We start from the raw sequence: 15,896 nt of genomic DNA on the forward strand, positions 1-15,896 counted from the left end.
AATCCGACTGTAACGCCGCTCCGTCAGCGGCTCGCCCACTCGAGCATCCGCTCGTAGACGGGGTCCGTCGCCAGCGCGTTCGCATCGCCGACCAGCACCAGCGCACGCTTGGGTCGCGTGAGCGCGACGTTGATTCGCCGGTAATCCTCGAAGATCGGCCCCTCGAGCGCGCCGGTCGCAGTAAAGGAGACGATAATGACCTCCTGGCTCGAGCCCTGGAAGCGGTCGACGGTGTCGACGGCGACCTCGTCGGGGACGTGTTTCGAAATCTCTGAGACCTGTGCACGGAAGGGCGCGATGACGCCGATATCCGTGCGCTCGAGCCCCGCGGCCTCGTAGGTCTCGATCAGATCGGCGATTCGCGCGGCCTCCTCGCTGTCGGTGTACTGCCCGCCGTCGCCCTCGATGTCGACGAACGCGACCGGATCACGGAGGGCGGCGGGAAGCCCCTCCCGGGAGACGCCCTCGAGGTCGTCGAGGGTCCGAGCGGCGACCGCGGGCTCGGCGGGGCGCAGCTCCCCGTCGTAGAACTCGGTGGAGGCGAACGCCTGAATGCGCTGGTTCATCCGGTACTGGCGGTCAAGCATGACGCCGGCGTCGGGGTGGCGGTCGACGAGCCGTTCGAACAGCGACTCGGTGAGGTCGTTCTCCGCCCGCACGACGGGCGGCAGCTGCTCGTGGTCGCCGACGAGGACGAACCGCTCGGCCAGGTTCGTCGCTGCGTGCGTTCCGGGCTCGGTCAACTGGGCGGCCTCGTCGACCAGCGCCGCGTCGAACGACTGCTCCTTCATGATTCGAGAGCCGCAGGTCGCCGTCGTCGCGGCCACGACCTGTGCGTTCTCGAGTTCGGCCACGCGGTCCTCGGGGTCGCCGGCGCGCTCGAGGCGATACGGTTCCATGTCCTCGCGGACGCCGCTCTCGGAGCCGACGCGGACGACTTGCTCCTCGTCGATCACATCTCCGAGTTGCTCGAGCAGCGCCTCGAGAGCGTTGTCGACGGCGCGGTTCGTGAAGGCGGAGAGGAGGACGCGTTCGCCGCGTTCGACCATCGCGCGGATGGCCCGGGCGATGGTGTAGGTCTTGCCGGTGCCCGGCGGGCCGTGGATCAAGGCGACATCCTCGGCGCCGACGGCCAGCCGGACGGCCTCGTCCTGCGCGTCGTTGTTGCCGATGAAGGTCTCGTCGATGGCTTCAAACTCGGGTTCAGCACGGCCGAAGAGGACATCCTTGCGTCGATCGCTGCCCTTCAGGAGGAAGTCGTGCATGGCGACGAGCAGCCGATCGGTCGTCAGCTCGGAGGGATAGACGTCGAGCCGGGTCACCTCGACGGGTTCGTCGGCCGTCAGTACGATTTCGTCGTCCAACCGTTCGATGCGGGCGAGTTCCGAGTCGCCCCGCACCGGGTCGCCGTCGCTGGCCAGCACCAGATCGCCCTCCCGGAGTTTCGAGTTCGCGCCGCTGGTTCGTCGGGCGCGCAGTTCCCAGCGACCCTCCGAGAGCTTCCGTCGCTCGAGGAACTCGAGGTCGATCAGCGCGCGGTCGTCGTCGGCCCGCTCCTGGGCCGTCTGCTCCCAGAGCTTGGCGTACTCGCGGTGGACCTCGCGGCGTTCCTCCTCGATGGCGCGGTAGAAGCGGTCGAAGTACTCGCGTTCCTCGTTGGGTAGGGCCTGTCCGATCTGGCCGGCCTTGGATTCCTGATCGAGCCGTCCAGAGACGACCATGCAGGTGTCCTGCTCGAAGCAGTACTCGCACTTGGCCGACCCCTCGTAGCCGGTCGGCACCTCGCCCTTGATCTCCATCGCGGCGAGTTCGTTGCGCAGGCGGACGACGAACTTCAGTAGTCCCTGCCCCATCGAGAACTCCTTGGCCGGCGTGAGGTCGCCGGTCTCCTCGTTGCGCTCCAGCGTGGAGTTCTTGGTGTAGAGCAGCGTGCCGGTGTCGACGTCTCCCCCGTGTTCCTCGAGCAGGAGCGCGTAGCAGGCGGCCTGCACCTTGTCCTTGAACCGGGGCTCCTTCTTCAGGTTCTTCCCGGTCTTGAGTTCGACCGGCGCGCCCCGGCGGATCGCGTCGGCGCGGCCGCGGATGCCGAACGTCTCGCTGATGAGCAGTTGCTCCGAGCGCCAACTGTCTTCTTCAGTTAGGCGACCCTGCTCGAGCCAGCCCTCGATCGCTTTCGCGTTCTCGCGGACGTCCTCCGCCACGGCCTCGGGGGTCTCGCCGAGCAGCCCGATCTGGAGGCCTCGTTCCTCGACGCGGGCCTCGATGGACTCCTCGAGGTCGCGGCCCCGTAGCAGGTCGCCGAAGACCTCGTGGACGAGCGTCCCCTTCACCACGGGGTAGTTCAGCGGGACCCCCGAGAGCTTGTTCAGGTAGTACAGCCGGGGGCACTCGACCCAGTTGCGAAGCGACGTCACGTTCACGAGGAAGGAGGGCTCGACGACGACGTAGGAGTCGCCGGTCGTCGCGTACTGCGTCTCGCCCTGAAACTCCGTCTCCTCGGCGTCCGTGACGAGCAGTTCCATCCCCGGCTCGAGGTGCTCGGCCGACTCGGTCCACTTCCCCCACAGCGTCACCTGCGTCGTCTCGTGATCGCCCTCGAGGGCCGTCGTCGCCGCGCCGCCGTCTCGAGCCAGCGTCTCGCCGTTCGGGGACTCGCCGGCGTCGTCGTCCGCGAGGCGCACCGGCACCTCGGCGAGTTCGCTCCCGCTGACCGACTTCGTCTCGACCTCGCCCGCGACGGTTCCGCGTACGTGCACGGCTATCTGTCACGGCCGAGCCGTCAAAAACGCTATCGGTCGCGGCCGAGTTCCGATGAGGGGGCGTCCCCGCGCCGACCGTTATATATCGAATCGCCGCCATTCGACGGTGTAACGATTTATTACCGGCGAGTAGTCGTTCCAGTCACTGGAACAGTCGTCGCCGTTTTTGCCGAGCCGATCGAATCGACGGCCCATATGAGCAACTCGAACGGCGACGACCGCGATCGAGACCGATCGGACGGCGCCGAGGGGGGAGCCGACCGCGACGAGGGGATGCGGTCGCCGTCCGACGACGTCGACTCCGGCACCGGGGTCGGAGACCGGGACGATCCCGGGCGAGATCGCCGCAACGAGACGACCCAGGTCGCAAACGAGGAGCGCCGGCGAAAGATCTCGGTCAGCAGCGGGATCATCGCCGTTATCGGCGCGTGGGTAGCCCTGTCGGTCGTGATCCTCTACGACGTCTCGTCGGCCGCGTTCTGGAATAACGTGCTCGTCGGGACCGTCGTCTTCGCCGCGGGGGCCTACAACTACTACCGGCTCGCCAACGACATCCCGCTTAGCGTCGGCGTCTCGGGATTAGTCGCGCTGCTCGGGATCTGGCTGATCGTCGCGCCCGCGCTGCTGGAGATGTCGGCCGGACTCGGGCTGACGGAGAGCCCGTTCTGGAGCACGCTCGCCTCTGGGCTACTGATCGCGGCCCTGGCGGGCTACAACGCTTACGACGCGCGCGAGGCGCGGTCGGTCGCGACGGACTCCGCTCGGGCCTGAATCCAGGCGGCACGGGCACGGACCTATGCCCGAGTGGTCGGGTAGAAACGAGAGTACGGGACGGGGATCGACGCTAACTGCTGATTACCGCGTCGACCGGACATCGGACTCGAGGTCGCCCTCGAGTCGCCGGAGCCGGTGTTCGGCAGCGTGGTGGCGCGTCGCGACAACGGCGAAGCCGATCATGACGACGGCGAAGCCGACCGAGACGGCGGGAGAGATGCCGTTCACGTAGCTGTTCCCGATTTGACCGAGCGCTAAGGCGAGCGGGCCGAGCGCGAGGAGGGAACTCTTCGCTGGTGTAGCGAGAAACAGTTCGACGAGCGAGAGTGGTTGCCGGACAGACATATGGAAAGCGTCGGTTACTCATTTTGCCGAGAGGAGGCATCGTATCCCTTTTGGTTCGATTCGTTTCGGCGGCGGTGACGAAAACGGTCCCGATCAGCGCCAGTGGCGACGGTCGGCGCGACCGATACGTTCATTCTGTCCGCGTCACAACCAACACGTATGCGGATTCGCGAGTGGCAGGACATACTCGAGGACGTCACGGAGCGAGACGTCGACCCGGAAGAGTGGCGCGCGGTCGCCGGTGATCGCGCCGCCGGCGTCGGCGAAGACATGTACCTCGCGCATCCCGGCGCCGGGGTCTTCTTCCTGAAGACCTATGCGAAGAACCCCTTCGAGGTCCACGGGGTCGGCACGCGGGTCGCCCGCAACCTCGACGACGAGATCGGCGCCTTCCTCCCCGAGGAAGACACCGGCGGGCGGTTCGCTGTCCAGTCTCCTCCCGAGGACGAGGAGCAGGCCAAAACGGTCTCGAAGCGCCTCGAGACTATCCTCGAGACCCACGCCGACGCACCGACGCGGCCCCAGGATCTGTTCGACGACGTCATGGAAGCCGTAGAGAGCCCCGCGTTCGGACCGATGGAGTACGACCAGTACGACCGTCCCGACGAACTCGAGGACCTCTCGGAGCGGTTCGAGGAGGCCGACGAACTGCTGAACGCGGAACTCGAGGACCTGATCGAGACCGACGAAGTCGATCGGGGTTTTATGTAAACCGAACTTTTTCCGCCTCGGGTTCGCCTTCGGCGAACCGCTCGGCGCAAAAACTTCGATGAAAAAGGCCGCCTCCGCCGGGCGTTGCCCCGCTCCGGCGGGTAATCGCTCACTTCGTTCGCGAACGCTCGCACAGAGCTCTCGTCGCTCAACGAGCGGACGTACTTCTCACTTCGAGTCCACCGAATGCGCCTGCGACTGCGTCCGGTGACTCTATGGGGTCGGCTTCCGACGCCTCGGATATGAGCGACGGAGACGCTGACAGAGCCGAGGCCGTCGTCCGCGACTACTACGACGCGCTCCGGAGCGGCGACCCCCTCGAGCCGTACTTTCTCGAGGACGAGTCGACCGTCAAATTCGGAATCAGCGAGGCCCTGTTCGGGTTCGAGTCGGTCCGCGAGGCGCTGGAGGAACAGACTGCGACGACCGCGGACTGGACCGTCGAGAGCGGGCATCTCGTCGTCTCGGAGCGCGACGCGTTCGCGACGTTCGCCGACGAGGTGACGATGGCGTGGACGGACACCGAGAACGGCGCGAACCGGCGGTTCGAGACGCGATGGAGCGGGACGCTCGTTCGAGACGGGAGCAGCGAGCAGGACACGGATGCGGCCGGGGCCGAAGCGGAGCCATCGTGGCGATTCGCAACGATGCACGTCAGTACGGCCGACGAGCTATGAGTCGCGGCCCCGACCGCGACTCGAGGCGTCGGTCCGCGGGCTCGAGTTCGCTGACGGAGCCGTCGGCCCGATTCAAGGCCCTGTTCGTGCTGCTCGTCGGTCTCTCCGGCGGCACGATGGCGCTCGGGGGCGGCGCGTCGCCGCTCACCGTCGGGCTGTTGACCGTCGGCGGCGTCGTCGCCGGCGCCGCGTTACTCTGGTATCTGCTCTGGATCCTGGGCTAGGGAGCCGCGGCTAGGAACGCCTCGAGCCGAGACAGAAACGGCGTATCGATCGGTCGGTGCTCGGCAATCGACGCTGGCCCGGGCCGACGGCGATCAGTGATCGACGCGCTGGAGCCACATCGTCGGCGCGTCGAGTTCGTCCTGCGTCGGGAGGTTCTCGGGCCCCTCCCAGACGAGCGCCGCGGTCTCGAGGTCGCGGTTCTCGACGACCGTCTCGAAGAAGTGCTTCCCGCGCTCGTACTGCCGTTCCTTGAGTCCGAGGCCGAGCAGGCGACGGAGCAGCTTCTGGAGCGGTCCCCGACCCTGCCGGCGAGCGTCGAGTTTCCGGCGCAGATCCGCGTACTCGTCGTCGAAGGCGTGGTCCATCAGCAGTTCGGCGTACCCCTCGACGACGGTCATCGCGGCGTCGAGTTCCCGGAACGACGCGCGGTCCAGCGAGCCGCCCGAGAGCTTCGCGATGCCCTCCTCCATGCGCTCCTCTAAGTGGTCGGAGAGCCACGGCGCGGCGCCGAACTCCGCGGCGTGAGTCACCTCGTGGAAGGCGATCCAGCGGCGGAACCGGTCGGAATCGACGTCGAGTTTCTCGGCGGCACCGAGGATGTTCGGCCGGACGAAGTACAGCGCATGGGTCTCCTCGGGGTCGTTCGCCAGCAGCAGGGGATCGTACTGTCCGAGGACGTTCCGTCCGAGGAAGGCCAGCAGGACGGTCATCGTCCCCGTGTTGATCGTTCGGGCGACGCCGGGGAAGGCGCCGGCCGGCACCTGCTCCTCGAGGGTGCCCATCACGCGCTCGAAGGTCGCGATGTTCGCGTCCATCCAGTGGTGACGGTTCTGAATCTCGATGGAGTCGGGAACGTCGAAGTCGACGCCCGACACCGTTCGGATGCCGTCGCGAGCATCCCGCACGTCGCGGGCGTAGGCCTCGCGCTCGCCCGGCTCGAGATCGAGGGAACCGGGCTCGGTTACCGCCTTCGCGGCGTCCGCTGCGGACTGCCAGTCGATCATATCGTCACCGGACGCCCCGGCAACGGCCCGGGCGCTACGATAGAGATTCACACCGCGGAGTACGTGCAGGAAGCGCAAAAGCGTTCTGTCGGACGGCGTCCGACAGTGGGTCGATCACCGGGCGTTCGGCGAGTCAGTTGACGATAACGTCCGGCTCCTCCTCGGCCTCGAGGTCGTCCTCGTCGTCTCCGCTGAACTTCTTGGCGGCCGCGGCGATGGCCACGAGGACGACGAGCGCGACGACGGCGCCGATAGCCTTGCTGCCGCCGGACTCCTCGTCCGCCGATTCGTCGATATCGGTTTCGGTCTCGTACTCCGGCGTCTCCTCGGACTCGGTGCTCGAACCGAACGGCAGTGCGCTGCCGATCGATCCGGGTCCGAACTGGGTGTCGCCGTCCAGATGCAACTCGACGAGGGTGAACTTCGTGTCGCCCATATATAGGGTCTCGTGGAGTAGCCACTTATAGTGTTTGCCGGACGTCGCACAGCGGACTCGAGTCAGCGGGCTCTCGAGCTGGAGTCGTTTTCTGATCGATCCCACTAGTGTTTCACGACGGAAAATCCCGACCGCACCTCCGTCGACGGCGGGAATACGGACACAGGACCGGTACGATTAAGTGTCCGTCACCTGCGGTCTTTCGTATGAGTGGACGACCGCTGGACGTCCTCGAGGCGTCGCTCGGCGAACGCGTCACGGTACGACTCAAGAGTGGCGGCGAGTACGTCGGCGATCTAGCCGGCTACGACCAGCACATGAATCTCGTGCTCGAGGACGTGACGATCCCCGAAGCCGGTGTCGACGAAGAGGCGCCGGCCGAAGACACAACGATTATACGCGGCGACAACGTCGTTTCGATCACTCCATGACTGGCGCAGGAACCCCAAGCCAAGGAAAGAAGAACAAGACGACGCACACCAAATGTCGTCGCTGCGGAGAGAAGTCCTACCACACCAGAAAGAAGGAGTGCTCGTCGTGTGGCTTCGGCAAATCCGCCAAACGCCGCGACTACGAGTGGCAGTCGAAGACCGGCGACAACTGACGAGTTTTCTCTTTCCTTCTTCCGACTACACCGTCCGCTAGCAGCGCGGCTCGGGCCAATCATTGCAGTGTGATCTCGAGGCGGGAGTAACGTATGAGACGTGACGGCTCGCACTCGAGGCACGACGAAAGCCGCAAGACACTGTTGGATTCCTGACTGAGCGAGTTATCCGATAATCCTATCCCTCAACTACAGGCCCCGTACATATCTAATTCCATGCTTGACATACGCTTATATAGTTGTCAATCGTATACTAGGACGACCACGCTGGAGACGGCAATCGGTCTAGGATGAGTCATGCTAACTAATGCAGTTACCTACTTGAAGAATAGCGACGACGTCTGGAAGACGACGGTCATCGGCGGGCTGCTCGTACTGGCGAGCGTCCTGGTGCTCCCCGCCGTTCTCGTCTGGGGCTACGTCGTCCGAGTGCTCGAGCGAACGAGCCGCGGCGATGACGAGGCGCCGCGGTTCGACGACTGGCGGGCGCTGACGATCGACGGCGCGAAAGCGGTCGCGATCCTCCTCGCGTACGGCCTGATTCCGTTCGTCGTCGGCGGACTCCTGTTCGGGGGCGTCTGGCTGGCGGTCGGCGGCGACCCGGGAACGATCGGGACCGCGGCGTTCGGCATCGCGAGCCTGCTGACGCTCGCGGCCATGCTCGCGGTCGCCTACACCGTCCCCGCCGCGCTGGCCCGCTTCGCGACGGAGGGCCGACTCGGCGCCGGCTTCGAGTTCGGCGAATTGCGGCCGAGTCTCACGACCGGAACGTACGCGGTCGGCTGGCTGCAGGCTGTCGGGATCGTCTTCGCGGGCGCGTTGCTCTCCGGACTTCTCACCGAGATCCCGATTCTGGGGGCTGTCCTCGGCACGATCGTGTCGTTCTACGCGCTCGTGAGCGCCTACTACGTCATCGGGCAGACCTGGGAGCGACTCCACCCCGTCTCGCTCGAGGAGACTCGAGAACAGCCGTCGGCCGAACGCCCGGCGATCTGAACCGCATTCGTTTTTCCACCGTCGAATACAGTACCCCGTCAAACGACGGTCAGCCGCAGCGAACGACGGTCGCCCGCCGATGGACAGCCATTTGTCCCGGGCAGCGAACACTCCGGTATGGAAACGACGGACGCCTTCGCCGGGCTCGAGTGCGTCGACTGCGGGATGATCCACGACGCCGAGGCGGTCTCCCACCGCTGTCCCGACTGCGACGGCTTTCTCGATCCGGTCTACGAGTACGACGCGATCGATCTCGACCGCGAGGCCCTCGCGGATCGACCGTTCGACTCGCAGTGGCGCTACGAGGAACTGCTCCCGTTCCCCCGCGAGTCGGCGGTGACGACCGACGAGGGAGCGACGCCGCTGGTCGACTGCCCCGACCTGGCCGACGAACTCGGCGTCGAACGCGTGCTGATCAAGGACGACGGCCGGAATCCGACGGGATCGACGACCGACCGTGGGGCATCGGTCGCCGCGACGGCCGCCGCCCAGCACGGGACGACCGACGTCGCGCTCGCGTCCACAGGCAACGGCGGACAGGCGGCCGCGGCCTACGCCGGCCGGGCCGACCTCGAGTCCCACGTCTACGTGCCCTCGCGCTCGAGTTTCACGAACAAGGCGATGATCAACGTCCACGGCGGCGACATGAACGTCGTCGGCGGCCGGTTCGACGACGCCGTCGGCGCCTACGAAGAGGGGATGGGTGAACACGACGACTGGTACTCGCTGCAGCCCTTCGAGACGCCCTACCGCCACGAGGGCGCGAAGACGACCCTCTTCGAGATCGTCGAGTCCCTCGAGTGGGAGGTTCCCGACGCGATCTGTTACCCGACCGGCATCGGCGTCGGACTGGTGGGAGCGTACAAGGGAGCGACGGAGCTTCGCGAACTCGGGCTCATCGACGAGCGTCCGCCGCTGTACGCCGCCCAGGCCGCGGGCTGTGCGCCGATCGTCGACGCCCTCGAGGACGACCGCGACGATCACGAGCCGATCGACCGGCCCGACACGATCTGCGGCGAGATCGAAATCGCCGATCCGCCGGCGAGTTCGCGCGTCCTCGAGGCCGTTCGAGAGACCGACGGTGGCGCGGTCGCAACCGAGGATCGGGACATCCTCGAGTCCGGCGTCCGCGTCGCCACCCATGAGGGTCTCGAGTTGGCGCCGAGCCCGGCCGCGGCGGCGAGCGGGGCGTGGGAGCTGGCCGAGCGCGGCGAGTTCGACGGCGACGAGACGGTCGTCATCGTCAACACGACCGCCGGTAACAAGGAAGGAGACGTGCTTCGCAGCCACCTGATGAGTCAGGGCGTCTAGTCGCCGATCGAACCGCGCTGTGCCGAGATCGTACCGACCGCCGTTCGGCCGTCACATCGACGCGCGTTTGATCGTCGAAACGGCGACGCCACGAATCAGTCGTCGTCAGCCCGTTCGGTGCCGGCGTCCTCGAGCGCGCCGGCGTTCGTCTCGTCGACGACGTCGATCGAGACGCCGGCGTCCATCCCGCGGTTGCGGCTCGCGTCGCCGAATCCGGCGCTGAGAACGCGCGTCAGGGCGTCCTCGACGTCCTCGTCGAGTTCCGTGATCCGGTCGGATTCGACCTCGACGACGAACCCCGTCGTGATGTTCGGCGACGTCGGCAAGAAGAGCACCTCGCGGCCGTCGTCGGTCACCTTTCCCGTTTTGAACGCCGTCATCCGGAGCCCGTTCCAGGTCTCGATCTTGACCGGTTTCTGCAGTGAGTCCTGTTCGCCGAAGGCGGTCTCGGCGGCCATTTTCGAGGCGTTGTAGACGACCCGCATCACGGGGACGCGGTTCGCGACGTTGTCGACAACCCGTTCGACGAGCCCGCCGACGGTCGTCCGCATGAGATAGCCGATGGAGAAGGTGAGGATCGTGAAGACGGTCAGCGCGACGATGACCCGGAGAAACTGCGCGAGTTGCTCGCGGGTCTGGATGGCCTGCGCTCCGTCGCCGGGAATAAACGGCTTGAGCGCCTCGGGCTGGAGAATGAGCCCTGGCGTCAGCCCGGCGACGAGGCCGTAGAGCCAGTAGATGACGTAGAGGGTGACCAGGATCGGGCCGAGGACGATCAGCCCGCTCGCGAAATCCCGCTTCCACGAAGCCATGTGGAGCACCTCTCACTAGGGGCTAATGAGCCCTTCCCTTTAGCGGTCGAGAAGCGCGCGGAGCGCGAACCGAACGTTCCCCGTCCGTTCGGTCAGCCGCCGGTAGAAGTACGATTTCCACCGGTTGCCGTACGGGACGTACTGGTAGACGGGATACTCGGCGGCGAGGTCGTTCTGGGCGTCCTCGCGGACGCCCATCAGCATCTGGATCTCGAAGTCGGTGCCGTACCGCTCGTGACAGTCGATCGCGTGCTCGATCATCGCCGGGTCGTGGCTGCCGACGGCGACGCCGCCGTCGTACCGCTCGAAGGCGTACTCGAGCAGCGACTCGTACTCCCGATCGATCTGGTCGCCGTCGCGGTAGGCGATATCGGCCGGTTCGTCGTAGGCGCCCTTGACGAACCGCACCTTCCCCGGCACGTCCGCGAGCCGTTCGACGTCCTCGCGGGTGCGCTCGAGGTTCGCCTGCACGCAGACGCCGACGCCGCCCTCGTGCTCGCGAGCGAGCTCCTCGAACGCGTCGAGGGTCGCGTCGGTCGTCGTGTGATCCTCCATGTCGATCCAAACGAAGACGTCCTCGGCGGCGGCCGCGTCGACGACGTTCGTCACGGTCTCGCGGAAGAGATCCTCACCGAGGTCGAGTCCCAGTTGCGACGGCTTGACCGAGATGCAGGCCTGGAGGTCCGACGCGGCGATGTCCCGAGCCAGCGCGCGGTACTCGGCGGCGTCGGCCCGGACGGATTCATGGTCGTCGTAGTGCTCTCCCAGGTGGTTGACGATCCCCGCGATATCGCGCTCGTTGAGGCGTCGGACGTGCTCGAGGGCCGTTGCCGGGGACTCCCCGGCGACGAAGCGGTTCGCGATCGGCGGGAGCATGGTCGTCCGTTCGACGGCCGTCCCTAAGGGAGTTTGTCCGGTTCGCAGCGTGAGACGTTCCGTCCCGTCGATCCCGCCGACCGGCGGACCTCCCTACCGACGTCGAGCGTTCGGAATCGAACGCGCAGTTCGGCGGAAATGCCCGACGGATTGGCTGTCGATCTACTCTCTCCTACTGGGGCTACCCCACCGCGACCCGTCGCAGTGCGTCTACGATATTCGACACCCACACATGCAGCAACGGGTTTCGAAGCCGTATCCATACCCAATATCTGTATATGTCCTATATGGATACTGTGGACAAGTTATTTATAATCGTTTCACCTGTGCCTACGTATGACGCGCGGACCGCCGATCGACGAACTCCACTCCGATGACGCACCGAACGTCGACTCCGTCCCGGGACCGAACACCCGAGAACTGCTCGAGAAGCAGCGCGAGATCGACAGCAGCGCGGTCGCGTACCCCAACGACATCCCGATCGCCTTCGAGGAGGGGAAGGGAGCGACGGTCCGCGACGCCGACGGCAACATCTACATCGACCTCTTCGCGGGCATCGGCGTCCTGAACGTCGGGCACGCGAACCCGTACGTGCTCGAGGCTGTTCACGAGCAGGCCGACAAGTTCGTCCACACGGTCGATTTCCCGACGGAGGCCCGCCTCGAGTTGATCGAGAAGTTAGACGAGATCGCCCCGGACGGCCTGCAGGGTGACCAGAAGGTGGTCTTCGGCGGGCCGACCGGCAGCGACGCCATCGAGGCCTCGATCAAACTCTCCAAGTACAACACCGGCGGCGACGGCCTCATCGCGTTCCGTGGCGCCTACCACGGCGCGACGACGGGTGCGATGAGCGTCACGTCGAACAAGAAGTTCAAGGGTCACTACACGCCCCTGCTCTCGGACGTCGTCCACGCGCCCTATCCCCACCCGTTCCGGCAGGGCAAGACGCCCGAGGAAGCGGTCGATCACGCCCTCGAGGAGGTCCAGGCGATCGTCGAGGACCCCTACGGCGGCCTGGCCAATCCGGCCGGCATGATCGTCGAACCGATCCAGGGCGAGGGCGGCATCGTCACGCCGCCGGAGGGCTTCCTCCAGGGGCTGCGAGACATCGCCGACGACAACGACGTCACGCTCGTCTTCGACGAGATCCAGAGCGGGCTGGGCCGCACCGGCGAGTGGTGGGCCAGCGACTGGGAGGGCGTCACCCCCGACGTGATGACCTCCGCGAAGGCGCTGGGCGGCGTCGGTTTCCCCCTCTCGGCGACGATGTACAAGGAGGAACTGGACACGTGGGGGCCGGGCGACCACGCCGGCACCTACCGCGGCCATGTCGTCGGGATGCGCGCCGGCACCCGCGCCATCGAGTACATCCAGGACCACGATCTGCTCGCCCACGCCCGTGACCTCGGCGAGTACATCCAGGGCCGACTACAGGAGGCCGCCGACGGAACCGAACGGCTCGCCGACGTCCGCGGCAGGGGCCTGTTCATCGGCGCCGAGTTCGTCGATGCGGACGGGACGCCCGACGGCGACCTCGTCGACGCGATTCAGCAGTACTGCTTCGAGCACGGCGTCCTCGTCTGGACGGCCGGCCGAGAGGGCAACGTCCTGCGGTTCCTCCCGCCGCTCGTGCTCACCCGCGACCTCGCGGAGACCGCGCTGGACGTCGTCGTCGAGGCGATCGAGCACGCGACCGCGGAAGCGAAGCAGACCGCCTGAAGCCGAATTCGATCCACCCCTACTCGAGATACCATGGCAGACACCGACCCCATCGAGACCGACGGCGCACCGAGCAACGATAACCCCTACTCGCAGGGCGTGGTGGCCGGCGATACGTGCTACGTCTCCGGCTACGGCCCGGTCGATCCAGAGACGGGCGAGACCGTCGACGGCGATATCGAGGTCCAGACCGAGCGCGTCCTGGCGAACATCGAGAGCGTGGTCGACGAGGCCGGCGGAAACGGCCTCGAGGACGTCGTCAAGGTGACCGTTTACCTGACCGACCTCGAGGACTACGAGCGGGTCAACGAGGCCTACGGCGCGCAGTTCGGCGACAAACCGCCGGCCCGCGTCTGCGTGGAGGTCTCGCGGCTCCCCGAGGACGTCCGCGTCGAGATGGATGCGACGGCGTACGTCGGCTGAGGCGGTCGCGTCCGTCGCTCGTCGCTGCCGGCAGCGGTCGGGCTCGAGACCGCTCGCGGAGAGAACTGCCGAGACGATCCGTCGAACCCGGTTTGTTTCGCTATCGTACACCGTCTGCGAGTGGCATATATACGATTATTGATTACGATTAAGTAGTTCGGCCGTCTAGATGCGGCAATAATGGCCTACGACGTGCGAACCAGACTGCGCGATCTCCGCCGGGACTTTCACCGCCACCCCGAACCGGGGTGGCGCGAGTTCAAGACGACTGCCCGCGTCGTCTCCGAACTCGAGCGACTCGGCGTCGACGAAATCGCCGTCGGGCGGGAGGCGCTGGCGACCGACGACCGCATGGCCGTCCCCGACGACGACGAACTCGAGCCCTGGCTCGAGCGGGCTCGCGAGGCGGGCGTTCGCGAGGACGTCCTCGAGCGAACCGCGGGGGGCCACACCGGCGTCGTCGCGGTCGTTGACCGCGGCGAGGGGCCGACCGTGGGGTTGCGAGTCGATCTCGACGCGATCTCGATGGCAGAGTCGTCGGCCGACGACCACCGACCGGTCGCGGAGGGCTTCCGCTCGGAGCACGACGGCTACATGCACGCCTGTGGCCACGACGCCCACATCGCGATGGCTCTCGGGACGATCGAAGCCGTCCAGGACAGCGGCTTTGCGGGGACGCTGAAGGTCTTCTTCCAGCCCGCCGAGGAGATCTCCGGCGGCGGGAAGGCGATGGCCGAGGGCGGCTACGTCGACGACGTCGACTACCTGCTGGCGGTCCACGTCGGCCTCGACCACCCGACCGGCGAGATCGTCGCTGGCGTCGAGAAGCCGCTGGCGATGGCCCACCTGACGGCGACCTTCGAGGGCGCGAGCGCCCACGCGGGGAGGGCGCCCAACGAGGGCGGCAACGCGATGCAGGCGGCCGCGACCGCCATCCAGAACGCGTACGGCATCCCTCGGCACAGCGACGGCATGACTCGCGTGAACGTCGGCCACATCGAAGGCGGCACCGCGAGCAACGTCATCGCCGAGGAGGTCACCATCGAGGCGGAGGTCCGCGGCGAGACGACCGGCCTCATGGAATACATGCGGACGGAACTCGAGCGGGTCTGCTACGCGGCGGCGGAGATGCACGACTGTGACGTGACGCCGCGGGTCATCAGCGAGTCACCGCGGGCGGACAGCCACCCTGCGCTGCGGGACCTCGTCGGCAGCGTCGCCCGCGAGGTCGACGGCGTCGAGCGCATCGTGCCGACGGAGGAGTTCGGTGTCAGCGAGGACGTCACCTACCTCATGGACCGCGTCCAGGACGGCGGCGGCCTCGCGTCGTACGTGCTCGTCGGCACCGACCACCCGACGAACCACCACACGCCGACGTTCGACATCGACGAGGCGAGCCTCGAGATCGGCGTCTCGGTGCTGGCCGACACCGCCATCGAACTCTCGAAGCGACCGGTCTGAGGGCGGCTCGAGTCGCGAACCTGTGTTCGTCCCATCACGTTCTTCGCAACAGAAACGTTAATTCACAGGCCCACTGTGTGTCCTGTATGAGCCAGGACGACGTTCCGGAGTCCCTGCGGACGGCGGCCGACTCGGATCGACCGCGCGGTATCCTCACGCCCTCCGATCGCGACTTCCTGCTCGGTCGGAAGACCGACTACACGGACCACTCGAAGAAACAGAAGCGAAATCGCATCCGGCGGCGGGTGCGCAACGCGATCCTCGATTTCAGTATCCTCTTCGAGTACATGGAGGAGCGCGACCGCGAGACGGTGTTCGATCCCGACGACGAGGACCGCGACGCCTACACGCAGGGGATCACCGACATGCTCGCCTTTCTGCACCTCGGAACGATGGGGTACCACACGCCGTTCAAGGACATGCTCTCCGAGGGCGTCGGCAAGGCCGAACAGCGGCTCGCGGGCTCGAACTACCGGATGGTCAACGTCGAGTTCAACGTCGAACCGGTCGGCCAGATCGACGTCGACGAGGTCGTCGAAAAACTCGACAACGAGGAGTTCGCCCAGCTGACTGACGAGGAACTCCGGGCGTTCGTCCGGCTGCTGACGATGTCCGACGGGTTCTCGCCGGAGGCGACCCGCGATGAGATCAAGGATCGGGTCAACGAGTTCTCCGAGCGCGTCAGCGAGAGCGCCGAGACGCGCGAGCGGAACCTCGAGGAACTGACGAACTAGCGAATACGATCACCGTTGACCGTCGGCCG

Annotated in this window: 18 protein-coding genes; 12 read left to right on the forward strand and 6 right to left on the reverse strand. The window is 66.4% G+C overall.

The genetic code is table 11. The features are described 5' to 3' along the window. Positions 1-23: 23 nt before the first annotated feature. On the reverse strand, positions 24-2,756 hold the full coding sequence (locus tag EH209_RS05260; RefSeq protein ID WP_126661867.1) for an AAA domain-containing protein: 2,733 nt from the start codon (positions 2,754-2,756) through the stop codon (positions 24-26). A gap of 198 nt (positions 2,757-2,954) precedes the next feature. On the opposite strand from EH209_RS05260, the gene EH209_RS05265 reads away from it, so the two are divergent. Further along, positions 2,955-3,530 carry an SPW repeat domain-containing protein gene (locus tag EH209_RS05265; protein ID WP_126661868.1) on the forward strand — a complete coding sequence of 192 codons (576 nt, stop codon included), beginning with the start codon at positions 2,955-2,957 and terminating at the stop codon, positions 3,528-3,530. 84 nt (positions 3,531-3,614) lie between these two features. Here EH209_RS05265 and EH209_RS05270 read toward each other — a convergent pair whose 3' ends face one another. Continuing rightward, on the reverse strand, positions 3,615-3,878 hold the full coding sequence (locus tag EH209_RS05270; protein WP_126661869.1) for a hypothetical protein: 264 nt from the start codon (positions 3,876-3,878) through the stop codon (positions 3,615-3,617). Between the two features lie 159 nt (positions 3,879-4,037). Between EH209_RS05270 and EH209_RS05275 the strand changes: the two genes are divergently transcribed. The 3 genes from EH209_RS05275 (at position 4,038) to EH209_RS05285 (ending at position 5,490) form a co-directional block, all read left to right on the forward strand. Further along, positions 4,038-4,589, forward strand: a complete 552-nt coding sequence (locus EH209_RS05275; RefSeq protein WP_126661870.1) for a hypothetical protein — start codon at positions 4,038-4,040, stop codon at positions 4,587-4,589. A 242-nt stretch (positions 4,590-4,831) separates the two neighbouring features. Next, positions 4,832-5,266 carry a nuclear transport factor 2 family protein gene (locus EH209_RS05280; RefSeq protein WP_126661871.1) on the forward strand — a complete coding sequence of 145 codons (435 nt, stop codon included), beginning with the start codon at positions 4,832-4,834 and terminating at the stop codon, positions 5,264-5,266. Continuing rightward, positions 5,263-5,490 carry a hypothetical protein gene (locus EH209_RS05285; protein WP_126661872.1) on the forward strand — a complete coding sequence of 76 codons (228 nt, stop codon included), beginning with the start codon at positions 5,263-5,265 and terminating at the stop codon, positions 5,488-5,490. Before EH209_RS05280 ends, EH209_RS05285 begins: the two co-directional genes overlap by 4 nt. A gap of 93 nt (positions 5,491-5,583) precedes the next feature. On the opposite strand, the gene EH209_RS05290 is transcribed toward EH209_RS05285, so the two are convergent. After that, a complete protein-coding gene (locus EH209_RS05290) occupies positions 5,584-6,546 on the reverse strand; it encodes a zinc-dependent metalloprotease (protein WP_126661873.1) in 963 nt (320 codons plus the stop codon). Between the two features lie 82 nt (positions 6,547-6,628). Then, positions 6,629-6,931, reverse strand: a complete 303-nt coding sequence (locus tag EH209_RS05295) for a hypothetical protein (protein ID WP_126661874.1) — start codon at positions 6,929-6,931, stop codon at positions 6,629-6,631. 206 nt (positions 6,932-7,137) lie between these two features. Here EH209_RS05295 and EH209_RS05300 point away from each other — a divergent pair, with 206 nt between their 5' ends. The 4 genes from EH209_RS05300 (at position 7,138) to EH209_RS05315 (ending at position 9,842) form a co-directional block, all read left to right on the forward strand. Next, positions 7,138-7,362, forward strand: a complete 225-nt coding sequence (locus tag EH209_RS05300; protein ID WP_126661875.1) for an LSM domain-containing protein — start codon at positions 7,138-7,140, stop codon at positions 7,360-7,362. Then, complete coding sequence (locus EH209_RS05305) at positions 7,359-7,535, forward strand: 50S ribosomal protein L37e (protein WP_008894158.1); 177 nt, start codon at positions 7,359-7,361, stop codon at positions 7,533-7,535. The genes EH209_RS05300 and EH209_RS05305 overlap by 4 nt, the downstream gene beginning before the upstream one ends. A gap of 297 nt (positions 7,536-7,832) precedes the next feature. Next, on the forward strand, positions 7,833-8,531 hold the full coding sequence (locus EH209_RS05310; protein WP_126661876.1) for a DUF4013 domain-containing protein: 699 nt from the start codon (positions 7,833-7,835) through the stop codon (positions 8,529-8,531). 117 nt (positions 8,532-8,648) lie between these two features. After that, positions 8,649-9,842, forward strand: a complete 1,194-nt coding sequence (locus EH209_RS05315) for a threonine synthase (RefSeq protein ID WP_126661877.1) — start codon at positions 8,649-8,651, stop codon at positions 9,840-9,842. A 95-nt stretch (positions 9,843-9,937) separates the two neighbouring features. Here the strand turns inward: EH209_RS05315 and EH209_RS05320 are convergent, their stop codons facing one another. Beyond that, positions 9,938-10,654: a DUF502 domain-containing protein gene (locus tag EH209_RS05320; RefSeq protein ID WP_126661878.1), complete on the reverse strand. Its 717-nt coding sequence runs from the start codon at positions 10,652-10,654 to the stop codon at positions 9,938-9,940. A 39-nt stretch (positions 10,655-10,693) separates the two neighbouring features. Beyond that, complete coding sequence (locus EH209_RS05325; protein WP_126661879.1) at positions 10,694-11,530, reverse strand: proline dehydrogenase family protein; 837 nt, start codon at positions 11,528-11,530, stop codon at positions 10,694-10,696. 336 nt (positions 11,531-11,866) lie between these two features. Here EH209_RS05325 and EH209_RS05330 point away from each other — a divergent pair, with 336 nt between their 5' ends. From EH209_RS05330 to EH209_RS05345, 4 genes are all read left to right on the forward strand, one after another. Continuing rightward, the gene (locus tag EH209_RS05330) at positions 11,867-13,249 is read left to right on the forward strand and encodes an aspartate aminotransferase family protein (RefSeq protein WP_126661880.1); all 1,383 of its coding nucleotides are present in this window, start codon (positions 11,867-11,869) and stop codon (positions 13,247-13,249) included. Between the two features lie 33 nt (positions 13,250-13,282). Further along, complete coding sequence (locus tag EH209_RS05335) at positions 13,283-13,672, forward strand: Rid family detoxifying hydrolase (RefSeq protein WP_126661881.1); 390 nt, start codon at positions 13,283-13,285, stop codon at positions 13,670-13,672. 180 nt (positions 13,673-13,852) lie between these two features. Next, the gene (locus tag EH209_RS05340) at positions 13,853-15,133 is read left to right on the forward strand and encodes an amidohydrolase (protein WP_126661882.1); all 1,281 of its coding nucleotides are present in this window, start codon (positions 13,853-13,855) and stop codon (positions 15,131-15,133) included. Positions 15,134-15,219: 86 nt separating this feature from the next. Further along, the gene (locus EH209_RS05345) at positions 15,220-15,867 is read left to right on the forward strand and encodes a hypothetical protein (RefSeq protein ID WP_126661883.1); all 648 of its coding nucleotides are present in this window, start codon (positions 15,220-15,222) and stop codon (positions 15,865-15,867) included. The last annotated feature ends 29 nt before the right edge of the window (positions 15,868-15,896 follow it).

The sequence above is a fragment of the Haloterrigena salifodinae genome (assembly GCF_003977755.1).
GTDB classification, from domain to species: Archaea; Halobacteriota; Halobacteria; order Halobacteriales; family Natrialbaceae; genus Haloterrigena; species Haloterrigena salifodinae.